The organism is uncultured Sunxiuqinia sp., from assembly GCF_963974515.1.
Lineage (GTDB): Bacteria > Bacteroidota > Bacteroidia > Bacteroidales > Prolixibacteraceae > Sunxiuqinia.
On the sequence record NZ_CAXBDD010000023.1, the window covers coordinates 1 to 18,766 of the forward strand.

At 46.7% G+C, this 18,766-nt stretch carries 12 protein-coding genes; 4 read left to right on the plus strand and 8 right to left on the minus strand.

The features are described 5' to 3' along the window. Positions 1–453, minus strand: a 453-nt coding sequence (locus tag AAC033_RS07580; RefSeq protein ID WP_339736750.1) for a hypothetical protein, incomplete at its 3' end; no start/stop codon positions are given. An 842-nt stretch (positions 454–1,295) separates the two neighbouring features. Beyond that, positions 1,296–2,300 (minus strand): DUF6340 family protein, encoded by a 1,005-nt coding sequence (locus AAC033_RS07585; RefSeq protein WP_339736751.1) that lies wholly within the window; start codon positions 2,298–2,300, stop codon positions 1,296–1,298. Positions 2,301–2,550: 250 nt separating this feature from the next. On the opposite strand from AAC033_RS07585, the gene AAC033_RS07590 reads away from it, so the two are divergent. The 3 genes from AAC033_RS07590 to AAC033_RS07600 are packed head-to-tail and all read left to right on the plus strand — an operon-like array spanning position 2,551 to position 4,797. After that, the gene (locus tag AAC033_RS07590; protein ID WP_339736752.1) at positions 2,551–3,036 is read left to right on the plus strand and encodes a sigma-70 family RNA polymerase sigma factor; all 486 of its coding nucleotides are present in this window, start codon (positions 2,551–2,553) and stop codon (positions 3,034–3,036) included. Next, entirely contained in the window at positions 3,023–3,481 is a 459-nt protein-coding gene (locus tag AAC033_RS07595) for a zf-HC2 domain-containing protein (RefSeq protein ID WP_339736753.1), read from the plus strand. Before AAC033_RS07590 ends, AAC033_RS07595 begins: the two co-directional genes overlap by 14 nt. Positions 3,482–3,522: 41 nt before the next feature. After that, positions 3,523–4,797 carry a hypothetical protein gene (locus tag AAC033_RS07600; RefSeq protein WP_339736754.1) on the plus strand — a complete coding sequence of 425 codons (1,275 nt, stop codon included), beginning with the start codon at positions 3,523–3,525 and terminating at the stop codon, positions 4,795–4,797. 437 nt (positions 4,798–5,234) lie between these two features. Here the strand turns inward: AAC033_RS07600 and AAC033_RS07605 are convergent, their stop codons facing one another. The 3 genes from AAC033_RS07605 to AAC033_RS07615 form a co-directional block, all read right to left on the minus strand. Next, positions 5,235–7,046 carry a sugar-binding domain-containing protein gene (locus tag AAC033_RS07605; RefSeq protein WP_339736755.1) on the minus strand — a complete coding sequence of 604 codons (1,812 nt, stop codon included), beginning with the start codon at positions 7,044–7,046 and terminating at the stop codon, positions 5,235–5,237. Between the two features lie 175 nt (positions 7,047–7,221). Next, a complete protein-coding gene (locus AAC033_RS07610) occupies positions 7,222–9,882 on the minus strand; it encodes a cation-transporting P-type ATPase (protein ID WP_339736756.1) in 2,661 nt (886 codons plus the stop codon). 76 nt (positions 9,883–9,958) lie between these two features. Continuing rightward, complete coding sequence (locus tag AAC033_RS07615; protein WP_339736757.1) at positions 9,959–11,098, minus strand: hypothetical protein; 1,140 nt, start codon at positions 11,096–11,098, stop codon at positions 9,959–9,961. A 500-nt stretch (positions 11,099–11,598) separates the two neighbouring features. Here AAC033_RS07615 and AAC033_RS07620 point away from each other — a divergent pair, with 500 nt between their 5' ends. Next, a complete protein-coding gene (locus AAC033_RS07620; protein ID WP_339736758.1) occupies positions 11,599–12,426 on the plus strand; it encodes a formate/nitrite transporter family protein in 828 nt (275 codons plus the stop codon). Between the two features lie 330 nt (positions 12,427–12,756). On the opposite strand, the gene AAC033_RS07625 is transcribed toward AAC033_RS07620, so the two are convergent. From AAC033_RS07625 to AAC033_RS07635, 3 genes are read right to left on the minus strand one after another with little or no spacing between them, the layout of a single operon-like run. Next, positions 12,757–15,177, minus strand: coding sequence for a glycosyl hydrolase family 65 protein (locus AAC033_RS07625; RefSeq protein ID WP_339736759.1), 2,421 nt, complete (start codon positions 15,175–15,177; stop codon positions 12,757–12,759). 41 nt (positions 15,178–15,218) lie between these two features. After that, the gene (gene otsB, locus AAC033_RS07630; RefSeq protein ID WP_339736760.1) at positions 15,219–16,757 is read right to left on the minus strand and encodes a trehalose-phosphatase; all 1,539 of its coding nucleotides are present in this window, start codon (positions 16,755–16,757) and stop codon (positions 15,219–15,221) included. Further along, positions 16,754–18,703: an aconitate hydratase gene (locus AAC033_RS07635; protein WP_339736761.1), complete on the minus strand. Its 1,950-nt coding sequence runs from the start codon at positions 18,701–18,703 to the stop codon at positions 16,754–16,756. The genes otsB and AAC033_RS07635 overlap by 4 nt, the downstream gene beginning before the upstream one ends. Positions 18,704–18,766 lie beyond the last annotated feature (63 nt).

Sequence of the window (18,766 nt, forward strand, 5' to 3'; positions counted from 1 at the left end):
ACTAGTTTGCTCTGGATATTTTGTTGGATTATGGTTTGCGAATTCTTTGCCTTTTATTGATTCACAAAATTTATTCTTGTCAAGTGTAATAATGATCAGCAAATTTTCAACAAGTGGCTCTCCAAACCCACCGTCGGCAAGGCTTGCTAGTTGTATACTTGGTGAATAAAATGCTTCCTTTTTCTCGACGATATATCTGTCAAAGATTTGCTGTGTCACAGGATGGAAAAATCCTGTATTCCGCTTTTTACTGCTGGAATGCGTTGTGCCATAAAAAATATCGAATTCTTCATAGTTGTCAGGCACAAGTCTGAGTAAAATGCGATCTGCAAACTCTGATTCTGCAAAAAGTAATTCAGAAGCTAATTTTAAATTCTTCTGATAATTTGTCTCATGGGCATAAGTTTGTATTGCCACAAAAACAAACACAACCAATGTAGCGATTTTCATCATAGCATCCTTCTTAATGTTCTATAATGCTCCTGAACTTTATCCAGTGTTCTGATAAAAGGTTGTTAAATTTAGAAATTAAATTTTTACAATTTCGGGTTGGAGAGAATCGAATATCGAATAATGACTGCACCCCCAACATTACGGAGAACTCCAAGTTACTTTGCCGGCTCGAGTTCGAAGCGTAGGGATCAATTCGCATGCCTGTAGGGATTCTAAAACGTGCAGATGTATGAATGAAACCCGGTAGGGTTTAATGTTCATCACCCCCCCCCAAAAAAAATGGGTGGGTGAAAAGGTACGACCCTGGCTCAACCCAGGAATGGGTTGAACTCTTCGGGCGAACTTGTTGAAATTAAATTCAATCCACTTCTGGGGTTGTTTAGGTGACTACCCGCTGAATCCCGAGCTCCGCACGAGGAGATGAACATTTCAGTTCTTCGGAGTTATGCTGATGAGCCGATGAGGAAGACAATTCGTAGGTCTTTCATGTTCATATCCTCCATCACTCCAATTACTGGTTAACCGTCAGATGGAAGCGTTCGTTCGGCTCCCGATTACCAAAACTGCCCGGTTGAAATCTAACTTTGGCCAATGAGAAGGTCCATTTCCGTCGGAAAACGAAAAAATCCGCAGGGGGATGGGTCATTTTCCGCTGTGGCGCTGAAATTTCCCGCTGGGGCGTGAAAACCCGTCGGAGAGGGTCATACCTGCTCGGGGGCGCCAAAATCAAGGGTTTTGAATCATCAATTTATCCAATCACCTGTTAAGTCGGCATGCGCTGCATCAAAAGACCAGGGTGCTCTTCGTCGACGCTTCCATCAGACGAGGAGTAATCGCGTTTATTATCGTTCAATATTTTTTCTTCGAAGCAATGTTTTGGCGTAGTCGCGAGCAAGTTTGTCGCCGTAGTCTTCATAAGCCCGTTGGGCCCATTCCAGCGCCTGATCGGTATCGCCAAGCACTTCATGTGCTACCGCAGTGTTGAGGGCGGCCTGGCCTGCCAGTTGGCTGCCGGGATTGTCTGCCAAGGGTGCCCAGGCTTCAATGGCGCCTTCCCAGTTGGCTACTTCCGAGCGTCGCCATCCTGTGTTGAACTGGTGTTTGTCCTGCCCTTTGCCCTTTTTGTAGAGCTCCCGGCGCACGCTATAAAAACTTGGCAAAAAGCGCTGAACGTACTCGTGTCCGGCAGCGTAAGCGGTTTCGGATAAAGCTTGAAACGGCGCAATGCCTCCGAGCAGGTTAAATCTAAGGTAGTGTGATTGCTGAAACTGGTCGGCAATGGTTTTGGTGTGAGGGTCGTAGAGGCGCCAGTAGCAGCGAACATCAACCCGGGCTTGGCGGGGAATCCGGACACTCGGTTTTCCGGTAGCCAAAATGGAGCCCACTTGCCCGGCTGCGGTTTGCAACAGTAGGTCGGAGTTTGAATCAAAGGTTTCCAACACCAGCAGCGCATCCGCCCCGGTCGAATCGCAAATCGCCGCAACACGCTCCCATTCCATTACGGCTGGGGTTTCGCGGGTGCCGGTTCCGTAAAGGCGAAGGTTTCGGGGGATAACGATATGAATGCCCTCAGTCGTATGAATCCCGTCATACACGCCTTTAATGGCTTCGTCGGAGGCCAGCTTGTCAGAACCGGCTACTTCACCGGTCATGATCGATTCGATGACTTTGGTTTGCTGATCGTCCGCTTTGGTTAGCGAGCGATTAACCACCGCCAGATCATCTACCCCTTCGGGAAAATAGGCCGCAGGTGCTTGCGGATAATCCAGGTGAACATAGCCATAGCGGCTACACGATGAAAGGACCAAACTGAAGACGATCCAAAAGAGCAGGTTTCCTTTTTCCATAAGTGAAGGTTTTTTTGTTCAGGTGAAACATACAACAAACTTGCCAAAATTTTCTGTGGATTAGGGTATTCAGCGAGATGATTTTTTTGAATTGATTAAGCGATCAATTTTTGTCCTGATTCAACGAACATTCGTTTGGTTTTTCTAGCTTTAAGCGGCTGAACATGATTTTGTTTGCCCGGACATAAAATAGTTGGCCTCCAATGTCACAAAATCATCTTGGTATCAGACTAACTAACAAACAAGTCGCTTGAAAGCATTTAATCAATTATACCAACAACATTATACAACTGTTTTTCGCGTTGCGATCAAGATGTTGGGCGATGCTGATGAGGCGGCTGATATTGTGCAGGAAGTGTTTCTGACGCTTTTTCAGACAATGGACAAAGGAACGGTGGTGGAGTATCCCAGAAGTTGGCTGTATCGCATGACTTTGAACAAATGTATTGACAGGCAAAAATACAATGGGCGCTTTCTGCAGTTGGATTCCGCACCGGAGGAACGGGTTGAGGATCAAACCATCGAGAAACAGGAAGCCCGACAAGGTGTGCAAGAGGCGCTTGCCAAGCTTAAACCCGAAGAGCGGGCCCTGGCTGTCATGTATAGCGAAGGTCTTTCGTACAAGGAAATGGCCGGAGCAACCGGAATCCGGTTTTCGTCAATTGGAAAAACACTTTCACGAACTTTAAAGAAGCTGGAAGCGGAACTAAAAACGAAAAAGTATGAATTGTATTGAAGAAGAGCTGATTCAAAGATATATTGACGGGGAACTTGATGCCGGAGAAAGCCAACGGATTGAGCATCACCTGGCGGTGTGTCCCACCTGCGCCGGGCTTGTAGATCGGCAAAAACAGTTGGCTTGGAGCATGAAAAGTGCGATTGGTGAATTGGTTAAGGAACCGGTTATTGTGCCTCCTTTTGTTGTTCCAACGAAAAAGAAACCGGCATTCCGCAGCAGTCAACGAAAATTGATTCTCGCATTATCAGCCGCGTGTTTGGTCGCCTTCGTTGTTTTGGTGTGGAATCACAATCAGCATGAAAAGTTAAGCATGGATGACGAGATTACCATTCTTGGGCAGACGGATTGGCCGGTGGATGCCAACCAACCCATTGGACAGCAAGGGCTGAAAGTCAATCTGATTGACCCCGAAGGGAACATTACCGAATGCGTATTGCAATAAATAAATGCTGAATTAGAATTCATTTCATAAAATAAAAGACTATGAAACAAATCGTGTTAATGTCGCTTTTGCTGGTAGCAACGCTCTGTTTGTCTGCTCAAAGTCTAACTGACTTGTATCAAAAAGAAAGCATTAAGCTGGTTCCCGACACGGAATATGGTGCGGGAAATAATTGGGATCAGGTTTTCGCAACCTATTACGATACCTTGTACGGAAAGCCGATGGGTAACCGGAAATCCTTGCTGGTACTGCCCGATGGCTCAGTTGTTGTCAATCATGCTTACCACAACTATTACAGCAAATTTTCGCCGGATGGAACCTTTGTGAAAGAATTTCAGGTAAGCCGGTCGAATGGGACACCCTTCAAGAAAACCAATCATATCGACGGAATTATTGGAGAAAATACTTTTTTTACCGGACTGGACAACATGGGCAATATGCTGTGTTTCGACTTTGACGGAAATTATAAGAAAACGCTGAAGCTGGATTACATGACCAAGCAAATGATTGGTTTGCCCAACAACAAAATCGCCGTTGTGGGCTGGGTGATCTGGGCCGATAAGTTTCGGGATTTTGTAGCGGTGGTTGATTATGAGACCAACGAGCAGAAGATCATCTGGGACCATTTTACCGACCGCTGTCCGCCTGACGAACATTGCAAGCTCTTTAATTACTCCTATGCTTTCCCGGAACGCGGCATGATTGGTTTTCAAACCATGCCTTATTCCGGGTCTCAAGGGGTGGCCGCTCCGCCAAAGATTGCCTGCATAGGGAACAAGCTGGTTGTCGCTTATCCGACAACCGGCGAAATTCGTGTGCATGATTTGGACGGAAAATTGGTATCGAAAGACAAGATTACCTGGGCTGAAAGCTATATTTCGGCAGAAGAACAAAAGGAAATTCAGCAAAAGGCCATCGATAAATATAAAAGACTGCGCAATCCGACCTTTGCCAGTTGGGTTTCTGCCGAAGAAAACCAAAAAGCAATGGCAACCATCCTCAAAGAGATGGAAGCTGATTTAGATAAAATTATAGAGCCAATTCCCATTCCGCTGTTCTCTACCATGATGAAAGATTCGGAAGATAACCTGCTGATTTTCGAGTTTCCGAAAGAAGAAAATGCCAATCAGTTTCACGTTTGGATTTACGACAACGAGGGAACTTTTGTTGGCCAAAGCAGTTTTGTTTGCGACGACTATGAGTTGGAAATTAGTCCGTCAAAGATGGTGTTTCACGATGGCTACCTCTATGCCATTCAGCGCTTAAAAGGAGCCTCCGGTGTTCCACTGCGATTGGTTCGGTTTAAACTGGAATAAGGACACTTCCGAGTAGAAAGCTTTTCAAAATAGTTTGTTAGTTAGTGGTTTCCCGGGATGTTGATCTTTGGTAAGACCATCCTTAATGCGGCCGTTTTTCATATCGGCCGTTTTTTGGGTTTATTGAAGATGACGCATGTACAACCTATGGTCGAATCGTTCATGAACATGCATCTTCTATAAATATGGGATGCCGGAGGTGAATAGGTTTTGGGCTAAAGCTCGGTCATTGCAGGCTGTTTTGTCTCGGCCGGATGAATCCGGGGCTTGCTGATGTGCTCATCATCTATCTTTCGCTAACTGCGAATGGAGGCTGTTGCTTGACATCATCTTCGAGGCTCGTTCGACAAAAAAGCCACAGCTCAGTATTTAAACTGAGGCTGTGGCCAAACTAGTATTCTATCAATAAAACAAACTTAACCTTTTCTTTTCTTGAATTAGTCGTTTAACGAGTTACAGATCTCCTGGTTGATTTTGCGTACCCGGTCTTCATCAATTTTAATCACCTTCCGATCGTAGGTCATCAGGCCGTTCACTTCGCCCTCCACATCAGTTGTTTGGGTATAAACCGCTGCGGAAAATCCGGCTTTAATGAGTTTTAGCAATTGCTCGCCATACTTCACATACTCATCGGTTACTTCTTTTTCGTCTTTAAACTGGACGTATCCCCAGTTGCGGTCGGTTGCCCAAAGGTGATCTTCCAGCGCTAAGCCAATTCCTCCATATTCGCCCAAAACAGTGGCGCGTTGCGCGTCATACAAATACATCTCAGGATGTGGGTAGTTGTGCAGGTCGAGCATGTCGCCCACGGTGTAGTGGTTACCACCACTTGCCGGATTGACCAAACGGCTGGGATCATAAGCTTTTGTCCACTCAACAATTTCCTGTGTTTTAAATTGTCCCCAGGCTTCGTTAAAAGGAACCCAGCATACGATTGACGGATTGGAATACAGGAAATCCATGATGGCTTTCCACTCGGCGCGGTAGTTGGCTTCCGATTCGGCACTTCGTTTCAATTCGGTTCCGCTGAAGTATTCGCGCATTTGCCATTGTGGCGAACGGCCTCCGTTGGGCATGTCCTGCCAAACCAAAATTCCCAGTTGGTCGCAATGCGTGTACCAGCGGGCCGGCTCAACTTTCACGTGTTTTCGGATCATGTTGTAGCCGAAATCCTTGGTTTTAACAATGTCATATTTTAGCGCTTCGTCAGTTGGCGCCGTATATAAACCATCAGGCCACCAGCCTTGATCCAGCGGGCCAAACTGAAAGACATTTTTGTTGTTGAGTTGCAATCGGACTATGCCGTGCTCGTCGCGCTTGGTCGATACTTTGCGCATGGCAAAATAGCTGTCCACCTGATCAACCACTTTTCCATTGCTTAGTAAGCTAACTTTCATGTCGTACAGAAAGGGGGAGTCTGTATCCCACAGTTTGGCGTCCGGAATGACGATATCAATTGATTGGTTGGCCGATGCTTTGGCTGTGGCAATTTTCGTGCTGCCATCAAACACTTCAACCTGGTACAGGTCGGCGTAGTTGGTTCCGCTTGACAGCAACTCAACCGAAAGGCGGCTGTTGTCAATGTCGGGTGATGTGCGAACAAATTCAATGTGTTTTTCAGCTACGGGCTCCAACCAAACGGTTTGCCAGATCCCGGTTACTGGTGTGTACCAGATTCCTTCGGGGCGGCTGACTTGTTTTCCTCGAGGCTGGTATCCTCTGTCTGATGGATCCCAAACTTTTACCACCAACTTCTGGTCGCCTGATTTTGTAAGGAATGGAGTCACATCGAATGAAAATGGTGCATAGCCCCCTTCGTGTGTTCCTACCTTAATGTCGTTTATCCAGATGTCTGACCTCCAGTCAACACCACCAAAGTGAAGCAGTACCCTTTTGTTTTTCCAGTTTGAGGGAACTGTGAATGAACGCTTGTACCACAGTTCGTTGTCGTCACCCACGCGTTTTTGAACGCCGGATAGGCTTGATTCTACGGCAAACGGAACCAGAATTTCACCATCGAAGCTGGCGGGTTCCGAGGTTCCAACTTTCTTGATGGCATATTCCCACAGTCCGTTCAGGTTTTTCCAGTCTGCCCGTTCCATAATGGGGCGGGGATATTCGGGCAAAACATTGTTCACATCGATTTCTTCGGCCCACTTGGTTTTAATTTTATCACCTGCCGGGCTCCACTGAGCAAATGAACTTCCTAAGAATAGGCTTAGCGTAATTAGTAGGATTGCTTTCTTCATCTTTCTAAATAATTTGAAATTGATTGTTGTTATTGACTATTTGATTTGTTTACATGATTCTAGTTCTGATACAAGATGAAGCTTGGTTTTACTCACTATGTAGGCACTAAAAGGAATAGGAAAGCCTAAAATAATGGTTACCAAATAGGGATCAAACCTCGGGTCAATCATTTACTTAAAATTTGAAGATCTTTTTGACCAACTGAGTAATAAGCAGAACCAAAAAGCTTGATATTGCAACCAATCCCCAGTGAGTGGACGTCAATTGTTCGAACGACAACACTTCTTGAAGAAGTGGCGTCAGATAAGCGATTGACAACATGATGGCGCAGATTCCCAAAGCCAGCCAAATATATTTATTTCGTACCACCTGGTTGTTGAAGACTCTTTCCTGTGGATCACGCATGTTGAAAACATGCAGTAACTGCGCCACTGCCAGGCTAAAGAAGGTGATGGTGTTGGCAGTTTCTTTTGATTCGTTTAGAAAATAGAAGGCAACCAAATAAGTTCCAATTATGACAAGAGCCATGATCATCCCGTAAATTGAGGTCGCTACCCAGTTTCTTCGGCTGACAATAGGTTCGTCCGGATTTTTTGGAGCTTGCTGCATGATGGTGGCATCGCCTTTGCCGATGCCAAGGGCAAGGGCAGGAAAAACATCGGATAGCAGGTTAAGGAAGAGCAATTGCAAGGGCAGGAGGGGGAGCTGGAAAAGTGTAAAGCTGATTCCTGCAATGATGATGATTTCGGCCAGGTGGTATGACAGTTGATACATGACGAATTTGCGGATATTGCCGAAAATGACGCGACCTTGTTCAATGGCGTCGACAATCGCCGAAAACGAGTCGTCTTTTAAAACCATGTCCGCAACATCTTGTGCGGCTTGTGTTCCTTTGTCGCCCATGGCAATACCGATGTCGGCCATTTTGAGCGCCGGGGCATCATTGATTCCATCGCCGGTCATGGCTGTAATCTCACCTTTGTTCTTATAATGTTCTACAATGTCAAGCTTTTGTCCGGGATCAACCCGTGCAAACAGCTGTGAGCTGCTAATCGCGAGGTCTTTGGCATCCAGGTTTTTGCCTTCAATGACTTTCTCGTTTCCATTGTCGGTCAAATTAACTTCGTCAGCAATCGTTCGTGCAATTCCCGGATGGTCGCCGGTGACCATCACCACTTTGATGCCAGCCTGATGACATTTATCAATGGCTGGTTGAATGTCTTTGCGGGCCGGATCGATAAACCCGACAAATCCAACGAAAACCATATCTTCTACAAAGTCTTCCTCGCTCTTTAGCTGATCTTTCTGGTTGAGATCATCGTGGCGGTATGCGTAGGCGATGATTCGAAGTCCGCTTTCCGAAAGCTCGTGGTTCTTTTTCAGCCAGTCACTTTTAATCCGCTCACTCAGTTTCTTTTCGTTTTCGCCATCAAGGTATTTTGCCGAGCGGTTTAGAATTGGTTCGGCAGCACCTTTTGCGGCAACATACAGGATCTTTTTTTCCTGGTGAACTGTTCCCACAAACTTCGACTCCGAATCAAACGGATCTTCGTGAATGCGTTCGGTCTCCGTTAACTTTTTATAGTGCTCCGGACGAAACGATTTGGCAAACTGAAGCAGCGCGGCATCCAACGCGTCGCCTTTCAATTCGCGTTCGTTTAACCATTCGGCATCGTTGCAATACACCGAAATTTTGAAAAGGTGTTGAAAGTTTTCGTCTTCTGAAGCTTGCGTGTCGGACAGATCGTTTGGCTTGTCACTTTTCCGGTCTATTTTGATGGTTTTGCCCGGGTATTCCACGAAGCTCACCGTGAGTTCGTTTTTGGTCAATGTGCCGGTTTTATCCGTAAAAATGACCGTTGTTTCGCCCAGGGTTTCCACCGCTTCCAGCTTTTTGACAATCACATTGCGTTTAGCCAGACGCAGCATGCCCCGGGCCAGTGCAATACTGGCGACAATGGGCAGGCCTTCGGGAATGGCAGCAACGGTCCAGGCGATGGACGTTTGCAGTAGCAGGTAAATCTCTTTACCCGACCACCAGCCAAAAAGGAAGAATAATACAGCCAGTCCCAAAATAAACCAGATTAGCCGGTGCGACAATTTAGCCAGTTTTCTGTTCAGTGGAATTTCTTCACTTTCCGTTTGATCAACCATGTCCGAAACTTTTCCAATCTCGGTTTGGTGGCCGATGGCGGTTACCACGGCTTCGCCCTTTCCACTGGTGATTGCCGTTCCTTTAAACAGCATGTTGTTTCGTTCGGCCAGGGGAGTTTCTTCGTTCAGCTGATCGGTTGCTTTTTCAATGGGAACCGATTCGCCGGTAAGTGGCGATTCATCGGCTGCAAGCTCCGAGGCTTGAAGTATCCGGGCATCTGCCGGCACCAAATCTCCCGATTCGAGCACCAGGATATCGCCCGGAACCAATTCTTCGGCGTTGATCTTTTGGTTTTTTCCGTCGCGTTTGACATGGGTTTCCAGCTGATCCAGCTTTTTGAGCGCATTAACCGACTTCCGTGCCTGGTATTCCATCCAGAATCCAATCACGGTGTTCAGTAAAATGACAATCAGAATCGCAATCGCTTCGGGGATATCGTTGAAAATTAAGGAAACGATGACAGCTCCGGCCAACAGATAAATAATGGGGTTGTTTAGCTGATCGATGGCCAGCCGAAACAAGCTTTTCTGTTTTTGTTCCTTTAGCTTGTTTGGACCAAACTCCTGCTGCCTTTTGCGTGCTTCATTTTGCGACATCCCATCTTTCGAGACAGACCATGTTTTCAAGGTCTGTTCCGCAGTTAAGGCGTGCGCTTTCGACTGTTTGGACTTCTCACTCATGCAGTAGTTTTTGTTCCGGTTTCAACCCTTGTTCAGCAACGGTATGCTTTTCTGACTCTGGAAACGAATTGGCCGTTCAATACCTCAAGATGGCATTGGCCGGAGCCTCGCTGGCGGGCAATTCATCCACTTCTTCAACAAATACATTTCCGCCTTTCAGAAAGGTTGATTTGGCAGCAAAATCAAGCAGGCAATGATCCATGGGCTCTTTGTTCTCATGAATCTTCAATTTCGCGTTTTCCACATCAAAATCGCCCCAAATGTGTTGGCCTTTCCCCACGAACAATGTTTCAATCCGGCCGCCATTGGCAGCAATCAGCAGTTCTTTCAGGTCGGAAGTAATCCGAAGGTTCGTTTCCGAATACTTCTCTTTGTTTTCATTTCGGGCCTGATCGAAATAAGGCTTTAAAAGCTCGCAGGCTTTTTTATGCACCTTGTCCATGTCGCCGTTATCGTGGTTGCCGTGCACACATTTCGGGAAGATGTTTTTATAATCCGAAAGATGCTGAAACTGAGAGCACAGGTGCTCCACCGAGGCAATCACCAAAGGAGCCGACGCATCCCCCAGAATTTTATTCAGACCATCGTCAACGGCTTGCAGGTACTTGGTTACTTCTTTTTCCTTGTCTTCCTTGCCTTCGCCTTTGCCATGATAAAGACCAAAGCCACCGGGCGTTTGGCCGCTGCGGTAATTCAACGATTTTTGCTTTACATCTTTTCCCACCACATCTTCCAGACTTTCGGGAAGGAGGTCTTCGGTCGGAATCTCATTTAATTCGTACTGATAAGCTTCAAAAAGGCGATTCTTTTTCAGGCTTAGTTGAAGGATGTAAAACTGGTCGTGACGATTGAAAATACTAAGCAACGGAAGTAGATAAAACCGGTTTGAGACCAATGAAAACTCTTCAACATCGAGGGGCAGGGTGCGGTACACAAATTTGTCGCTGCTTCTGAAAACCAGCAGCGAGTCGGATAAATGTCTCCAGAAGGTAGTGTCTTGCAAAAGCTTTGTAATGGGCTCCATGTATTCAAAAATCGCCCGTTGTTTTAATCCAAGCGCAACGAGCTGTTCTTCAATTTTGGAAGCCTGGTTTTTCAGGCGGATCATGCTGTCCTTGTTTTCACCGTTATGGTGAGTAGGTATGTAGATCGAAACACAATAGTCACCGCGCTCAGCGACCAGTTCATCAAACTGTTTTTTCTTTAGTAAAGTCATGATTAAACGGATTAAAATGTTAAAAATGAAAGTTAAATAACGCTCAATTGCCTTTTGCTGTCTCCGATTTGGATGAGATGCAGTTTGGGAGCGGGAACAATTTCAGGTCAACCAGCGAAGGGAATCAGGTTTTCGAAATTTGCACGGAAAGTTATTCTTGCAGCATGTCGAAATTAGCCATTGGTGGGCAAATGCATTTGGAGTGAAATCGATTGGAGTACGATTTGATTGTAAACTGTCCATGGTTTAAGTTTTGTTTTTATTCTTGCTAATGAAACCACAACTCTTATTCCTAAAGGGACCAAAGCAAGCAGTTAGGAGCGAGGAATACCGTGGACAGGCGAAAATAGGTGAATTTTGGAACTGCCTGAATGATTAATGTGCCGGCTTTTCCTGTGGAAATTATAGGAAAACTGTGGAATATTGCCACACCAAAAACTGATTTCGAGGCTGGTATGCTCTGGGTTAAAACCGGAAAGTTGATGACTAATTAGAATATGATGGAGAAAAGACAAACTGACCTGAAAGAAGCACTGAATAAGCCAAAGCCGATCGATGAAATTCTGACCGAGCAGATCGATATGGCAATGCACGAGCACAATCGTTCCAAGCAGGATTTGTTTCTTTCGGCGATTTCTGCCGGGCTCGACATTGGGTTTAGTGTATTCCTGATGGCTGTAATCTACACCCTGTTTGAAGATGTTGTTCACCCTTCGGTGTTGCACGTGCTGCTTGCCTGGGCTTATCCTTTGGGATTTATTTTTGTGGTCGTAGGCAAGTCCGAATTGTTCACCGAACACACCACGCTGGCTGTTATTCCTGTTTTAAATAAAAATGCAAGCTTAAAAAGCTTGATGATTTTATGGGGAATCATTTACGCCGGAAACTTACTCGGTGGCTATATTTTTAGTACGATTCTGGCCGTATTGCCGGCCGCTTTCGACGTCATCGATTCCGTCGCGTTGCATGAGCTGGCGCAAAAGCTCATCAATTTCCCCTGGCACATCATTTTATTGAGCGGCATCCTGGCTGGCTGGTTAATGGGCCTGCTGTCGTGGCTGGTGACTTCGGCACAGGAAACCATCAGTCGTATTTTAATCATTGCCCTGATTACCTCGGTGATTGGCATTGGCGGCTTGCACCACTCGATTGTGGGCTCCATTGAGGTTTTTGCCGCCGTGCTCACCAGCGATGCCGTTAATCTGAAGGATTATGCCCACGTACAAATTTGGTCAACCCTCGGAAACATCGTTGGAGGCGTGGTGTTTGTCGCTTTGGTCAAGTTTAGCCACGTCAATCCACGACACCGGAAAATCGGTAAAGGGTAGCGCTGTTTTATTGACGTTTCAGCCAATCAATTCAATTCCAGGTAGGGGAGCCCCGGAAATTTAAGTCTCCTTTGGAATTGAGAAAATACATTTTTTTTGGGAATGCCAGAGCTGATAGCGACATTGATATCATGATTGTAACGGAAAATGAGGATGACGCCTTAGCAGGCAAGATTTGGAGCTTGACTCGAAAAGTAAACTCTAGGATCGAACCTTATCTTGTTGGTAAAAGCAGATTTAATTGTAATGAGAATTCTCCACTGATTGATTTAGTCAAAAAAACTGGATTAGAAATAGCGTAAATGTCGCCAGCTATGCTAGCGAACCCGACTAGTTCCCCTTTTTTGTTTTGTGAAGCTCGAATTCTTTGCAGCTTCGTTCTTCAAACTTGTAGGTTTTTCCCTGGATTCCGATTTCAACTGGTGGTGCCCAGCCTTTTTCAAATTCAATCTTCACCTTTTCGTGATTGATGTAAAGTTTGAACCAATGGCTTCGGAAGCGAATGCTCAGGATGATGTTTTCAAGATTTTCGGGCAGTCGCGGGTTGAGCCACAACACATTGTCGCGAATTTCCAAGCCGGTATAGCAACGTTGAATCAGGTCGACTGTGCCAGCCATGGCGCCCAGGTGAATACCCTCGGGCGTGGTTCCCCCTTGAACATCTTTGAAGTCGCTCATTAAAGCCTGCTTAAAACTTCGCCACGAATTGCTCCGGTTTAGGCGGGCATAAATCCACGAATGAACCACTTTGCTCAAGGTCGATCCATGCGAGGTCCGTTCCTGGTAATAGCGGATGTTTTTTTCAATGTCGGTTTTAATATCGAAGGGGTAGCTCAATTGGCTGAACATTTCTTGTATTTCAGGCGAGGTAAGCAGGAAAAAGATCATCAGCACATCGGCTTGTTTGCTGGCTTTGTATCGGTTAGGCGTGTCGCCTTCACTTTCCAGGATTCGGTCGAGTCGCATGACTTCACCGTGTTCATTTTTGTAGCGTGCCCAGTCAAATTCCGCTAAATTCTCATAGCCCTCAAATTGGCTAATGATCTTGTCGTCATGAAATGGAATGTACATCTTGTGCGTCATCTCTTTCCATTTTTTGACATGTTCATCCCTCACCCCGACGGTTTCCATGATTTGTTTTTGTTGGATGCCGTCAAACAAGTCCAGAACGTCCAGTGCTCGCTGGATGACCCAAACGGTCATGAAATTGGTGTAAGCATTGTTGTTTAAGCCCAGCTCGTCCGAGTCAGGATATTTGGTGTGGTATTCATCTGGTCCCATGACGCCATTGATCACAAAGCGCGATTTCTTCCGGTCGAACTGCGTGATGCTTGACCAAAACAGGGCAACGGATAAAATCAGTTCAGCCCCGTAGTAGAACAGAAACTCCATGTCTTTGGTGGCCTGGTAATAGTGCCATACATTGTACACAATGGTGTGATTGATGTGCCGCTGTTGGTGGCTGTTGTCCGGAATCCAATTGCCGGACTCGGGGTTGAGGTGAATTTTCTGACTTTCTTCGCGTCCGTCGCTTCCACTTTGCCAGGGAAACATGGCCCCTTCAAAGCCTTCGGCCTTTGCAGCCTGACGGGCTTCACCCAAGCGGCGATACCGGTACATCATCAGGCTGCGGGCTACGTGAGGCAAATGCAAAATAAGGAAAGGCATGATGTACATTTCGTCCCAGAAAATATGTCCGCGGTAAGCCTCGCCATGCCAACCGCGCGAGGGGACCCCAATGTCGATGTCGACTGTGTGCCTGGAAACGGTTTGCAAAATATGAAAGGTGTGTAAACGCAGAATGGTTTGGTCTTCGCTTTGGTCTTCGAGCTGAATTCTTGTGTCGATTCGTTTCCACAGATTTTCCCAGGATGACTCGTGTTTTTGAAATAGACTTTTGAAATCGGGTAGCTTTTTTATGTTGCTTTCAGCCTGGTAAAGTGGTTCGCTGATCGCGACATCTTTTGAAGTGTAGAGCGTTACGATTTTTTCGATGCGGACCGGCTGAAGTTTTTGTACTTCCAGCTCCAACTCATTGATCGCTTTTCCCTTCGGCGATTTATAACGAGCCTCAAAGGCTTGTTTCTCATTGTCGATAAATAGTTCGGTGCGCGCAGCCAGCGCCATTTTAATGTGCGACTGGTTGCTTTCGGCTGCCAGACTGATGGTATTTTCGGTGGGGCAATTGGTGGAGATCAGGTTCAGGTGTTCGTTATTTAGATCGCCGTAGCGCGCTACATTGTTGTTTTTGATGTCACCATCAATCGAGGAAAGGACATGCAATGTTCCAGACCAATTCTCGGGAACGATATCCCATGAGATGCCAATCACATGACTGTCGTCCATACTGACAAATCGTTTGGCAATCAGGCTGGTTTCATTCCCCTGGACATCTGAAAACTTAATTTTTCGGATTAGAAGGCCCGATTTCAAGTCCAATTCATGCTGGAACTCATGGATTTTTACCTGGTCGATATGAAATGATTTTCCCTGATTAATGCTGAACGTTAACGGCAGTGGGTTTGGCCAGTTGACCAAGTCCTCATTTTCAATATCTTTTCCGGCAATATTTGTTTTTAGCCGATTGAAACCGCCGGCCAGGTAGGTTCCCGGATAATGGGTCGGATCATCGCTGGTTTCTTCAAAGGCGCCCCGTAAGGCGATGTAGCCATTTCCAAGTGTCAGCAGGGCCTCTCTTTTAGCTTGTTCTTCCGATTCGTATTTGTGATAAGTTATTTTCCAGTGATTCATAATTCAGCTTTCTTATTGGTGTTCTTGAAATTGGTGAATGTTTAGCCGTGTTGGATGAGTAGGTTTAAAAACTGTTTCAGTTCATCCACATCCTTCAGTCGAAAATGCGCGGCTGTGGGCTGATCATGGTTTCCCACCAAAATGCTGATGCCCTCATCAATGATTGCCCGGAAAGCATCTTCATCAGTCACATCGTCTCCAAAATAGACAGGAATCGTGTTGTCAAGCGACCGATTTAGTTTGTCCAGCAGCCAGTAAACCGCTTTTCCCTTGTGCCAGTCAATGTCTGGTTTGATTTCTAAAATGCGTTTGCCGGTTCCCAGTTTCAAATTCTCGTGTGCATCAACCACTTGTTGCACCTTGTTTTTCACGGTGTCTATCATGGCTGCGTCCACATTTCGGTAGTGCACGGCAATGGCAAATTTTTTACGATCGATTTTGGATCCGGGAATTTCATCGGCCAGTTCTGTTTGAAGTTGTTGTTCCAGTTGATCCAATAGGGGTAGAACGGCTTGTGCTTCCTCATTTTCAAGGTATAAACCGTTCGGCCCTTCGATGTGGTAGCCATGGCTTCCGGCGTAGATCAGATTGTCGAGATTGACGAGTTGCTGAATATCGCGCAAATCGCGTCCACTGACCACCGCCAGCGGATACTTTTCAGCAAGTTGAACCAATGCCTGGCGCATGGCTTTGGATAAAACCGCATCCTCGGGTTGCGACACAATTGGGGTCAGTGTGCCATCATAATCGAAAAACAGGGCTGGTTTTTGCTGTTTAAATTGTTTGAAGGTGTGTTCTTTTTCGTCGAGCGCGGAGGGCAGCTCTTCGTAAAATGAAGGCTCATTCTGGGAGTCGGCGCTCATGTGTATCTCCTCGAAATTCCGAATAACCCAATGGGCGCCATGGCGCAGCATGCCAGCTTTGGCGCCCATTCGTTTTACGCCAACCACAAATTGAAAACCGCCGGCCTGTCCGGCTTCTACACCTGCTTCCGCATCTTCAAATACGATGGTTTTGCTGATTGAGGATTTTAACCTGTTGGCCGCTTCAATAAAAATTGCCGGATCTGGTTTTCCTTTCAGTCCAAGTTCTTCAGAAAACTGACCATCTATTCGGGTGTCAAATAAGTGCAAAACACCTGCTTTTTCGAGAATTAGCCGGGCGTTTTTACTCGATGAAATCACGCCGATTTTTAGTCCGTTGGCTCTCCAATTCTTTATTTGAGTGATGGTATCCGGGTAAACATCGGCACCTTCGGTTTCAATGATCTTTAAAAAAAGCGCATTCTTTTTGTTGCCCAGTCCACAGATGGTTTCTTTATCTGGGGAATCTGACGGCTTGCCGTAAGGCAGCGCAATCGCTCTTGATTTTAGGAAACTGGCCACGCCATCGTAGCGGGGTTTACCATCCACATAGGTCAGGTAGTCGTTATGATTGAACGGGCTAAATTCTTCCTTGTGTGTGTTCAAATACTCATCGAATACTTGTTTCCATGCTTTTTCGTGCTGTCGGGCCGTTTGGGTGATTACGCCATCCATGTCAAAAATGGCAGCTTCAATTCCGTTAATATTCAGTATCATTGGCTGTTTTTTAAATAGTTGATGAGCCCGCCAGCCAAAAGAATTTTGCGTTGGCGTTTACTTAAAGGGCAGGCCAGTTTGTAGCCTTGCTGTGTGGCCTTGTTGTATGCGGTAATGGTTTTTCCTTGTTCTACAGATGAATTGATATCATTGAAGATCAGGATGTTGTTTGGCTCCAGATTATTCAGGTTATCAGGATTTTCAAAAATAAAAGGGATGATACCAAAATTGACCAGGTTTTGAAATCCGATGCGTGCGTAACTTTTGGCAATGACAGCTTTTTGTCCCAGGTAGCGGGGAGCGATAGCTGCATGTTCGCGGCTCGAGCCTTGGGCATAGTTCTCACCTGCCACAACCAGATGTCCACCTAAGGCATCGCGGGCCTCGAGTGCTGCTTTATAGAAAGCAGGGTGCAGTGCCTGGTAGGCGAATTTACTAATCGCCTCAATGTTGCTTCGCAGCGGGAGCACTTCAGCCCCGGCTTTCAGAATTTCATCGGTTGATACGTTGTCGGCCATCTTTAAGATTATTGCGGCTTCGAATGCATTTTCAATGGGTGTGAAATCCGGTAAAGAGGTGATGTTCGGCCCTTTTTTCAGCTCGACATCCCGTCCGCTTTCTGCAGGAGCAATCAGCATCATGCTGTTGACTGATGCTTGTTCGGGCTCAATGTATTTGGGGTAGGCGACTTTCTTTCCATAGTCCAGTGGATCTGTTATCACTCCGTGGAGGGCTGATACGGCAGCCGTTTCGGGACTGCACAAGTAAACCTGGTCGTCGGCTGTTCCCGACCGGCCCGGAAAGTTGCGTGGCATGGTGCGCAGGCTGATGGTGTTGGATGCCGGTGCTTGTCCCATGCCAATGCACCCCATGCATCCGGTTTGGTGGTAGCGGGCGCCCGCTTTAATCAACTCATTCAGCGCACCCAGTTTTCCCAGATCTTCAATTTTTTGTCGCGAAGATGGGTTGATGTCCAGTGAAACGTCAGCAGGAACCATCTGGCCTTTTACAATTTCGCTGACGATCCAAAAGTCGCGTAGGCCGGGGTTGGCCGATGAGCCAATCACAACCTGCGAAATCGGTTTTCCAGCCACTTCGCTCACCGGAACAACGTTGCCCGGGCTGCCTGGCTTGGCAATCAGGGGCACCAATTCATCGAGTCGGATATGCTCGTAGTGATCGTATGTTGCGCCTTCGTCGGCCTTAATCTCCTGCCAGTCCGCTTCGCGGCCTTCCTGTTTCAGGAATGCCCGGGTAACTTCATCCGAAGGGAAAACAGTCGTTGTTGCCCCGAGTTCGGCGCCCATGTTGGCAATGACATGCCGGTCCCAGGCACTCAGATGTTTCAGTCCTTCTCCGAAATACTCAATAATATACCCGACACCGCCCTTCACGTCGTAACGGCGTAGCATTTCCAGAATCACATCTTTCGCACTGAGCCATTCGGGCAGGCTGCCGGTCAGTTGAACGCCCATCACTTTGGGCATGTTGATGTAGTATGGGTGGCCGGCTGCGGCAGTGGTAATGTCCAAGCCTCCGGAGCCCATGGCCAGCATGCCCATGCTGCCAGCCGAGCAGGTGTGGCTGTCCGATCCTATCATCAGCTTGCCAGGCTTGCCAAAGCGTTCCATGTGTACCACATGGCTGATTCCGTTTCCAGGGCGGCTGTACCAATACCCATATTTTTGTGCTGCTGACTGCAGAAAAGCATGGTCATCGGCATTTTTAAAATCAGCCTGCAGCAAGTTGTGATCCACGTACTGAACGGCCACCTCGACCTGCACCTGATCCAGCCCAAGCTTTTCGAGCTCCAGCATAATGAGTGTTCCTGTGGCATCCTGCTGCAGGATGTGGTCCACTTTCAGGGCAATTTCGCTGCCCGGCGTCATCGAGCCTTCCTGCAGGTGATCCTTGATTAGCTTTTGTGTAACATTTAATTTTTCCATGACTTACTATATTTTTTATCGCGATATATCATTTGTTGTTGTCTTTCAGTTTCTTTATTACAG

Bases quoted from the DNA above. Each gene is read 5' to 3' on its own strand.
- AAC033_RS07585 (WP_339736751.1), bottom strand. From the start codon at position 2,300: ATGGAAAAAGGAAACCTGCTCTTTTGGATCGTCTTCAGTTTGGTCCTT.
- AAC033_RS07595 (WP_339736753.1), top strand. From the start codon at position 3,023: ATGAATTGTATTGAAGAAGAGCTGATTCAAAGATATATTGACGGGGAA.
- AAC033_RS07600 (WP_339736754.1), top strand. From the start codon at position 3,523: ATGAAACAAATCGTGTTAATGTCGCTTTTGCTGGTAGCAACGCTCTGT.
- AAC033_RS07605 (WP_339736755.1), bottom strand. From the start codon at position 7,046: ATGAAGAAAGCAATCCTACTAATTACGCTAAGCCTATTCTTAGGAAGT.
- AAC033_RS07610 (WP_339736756.1), bottom strand. From the start codon at position 9,882: ATGAGTGAGAAGTCCAAACAGTCGAAAGCGCACGCCTTAACTGCGGAA.
- AAC033_RS07615 (WP_339736757.1), bottom strand. From the start codon at position 11,098: ATGACTTTACTAAAGAAAAAACAGTTTGATGAACTGGTCGCTGAGCGC.
- AAC033_RS07620 (WP_339736758.1), top strand. From the start codon at position 11,599: ATGGAGAAAAGACAAACTGACCTGAAAGAAGCACTGAATAAGCCAAAG.
- AAC033_RS07625 (WP_339736759.1), bottom strand. From the start codon at position 15,177: ATGAATCACTGGAAAATAACTTATCACAAATACGAATCGGAAGAACAA.
- otsB (WP_339736760.1), bottom strand. From the start codon at position 16,757: ATGATACTGAATATTAACGGAATTGAAGCTGCCATTTTTGACATGGAT.
- AAC033_RS07635 (WP_339736761.1), bottom strand. From the start codon at position 18,703: ATGGAAAAATTAAATGTTACACAAAAGCTAATCAAGGATCACCTGCAG.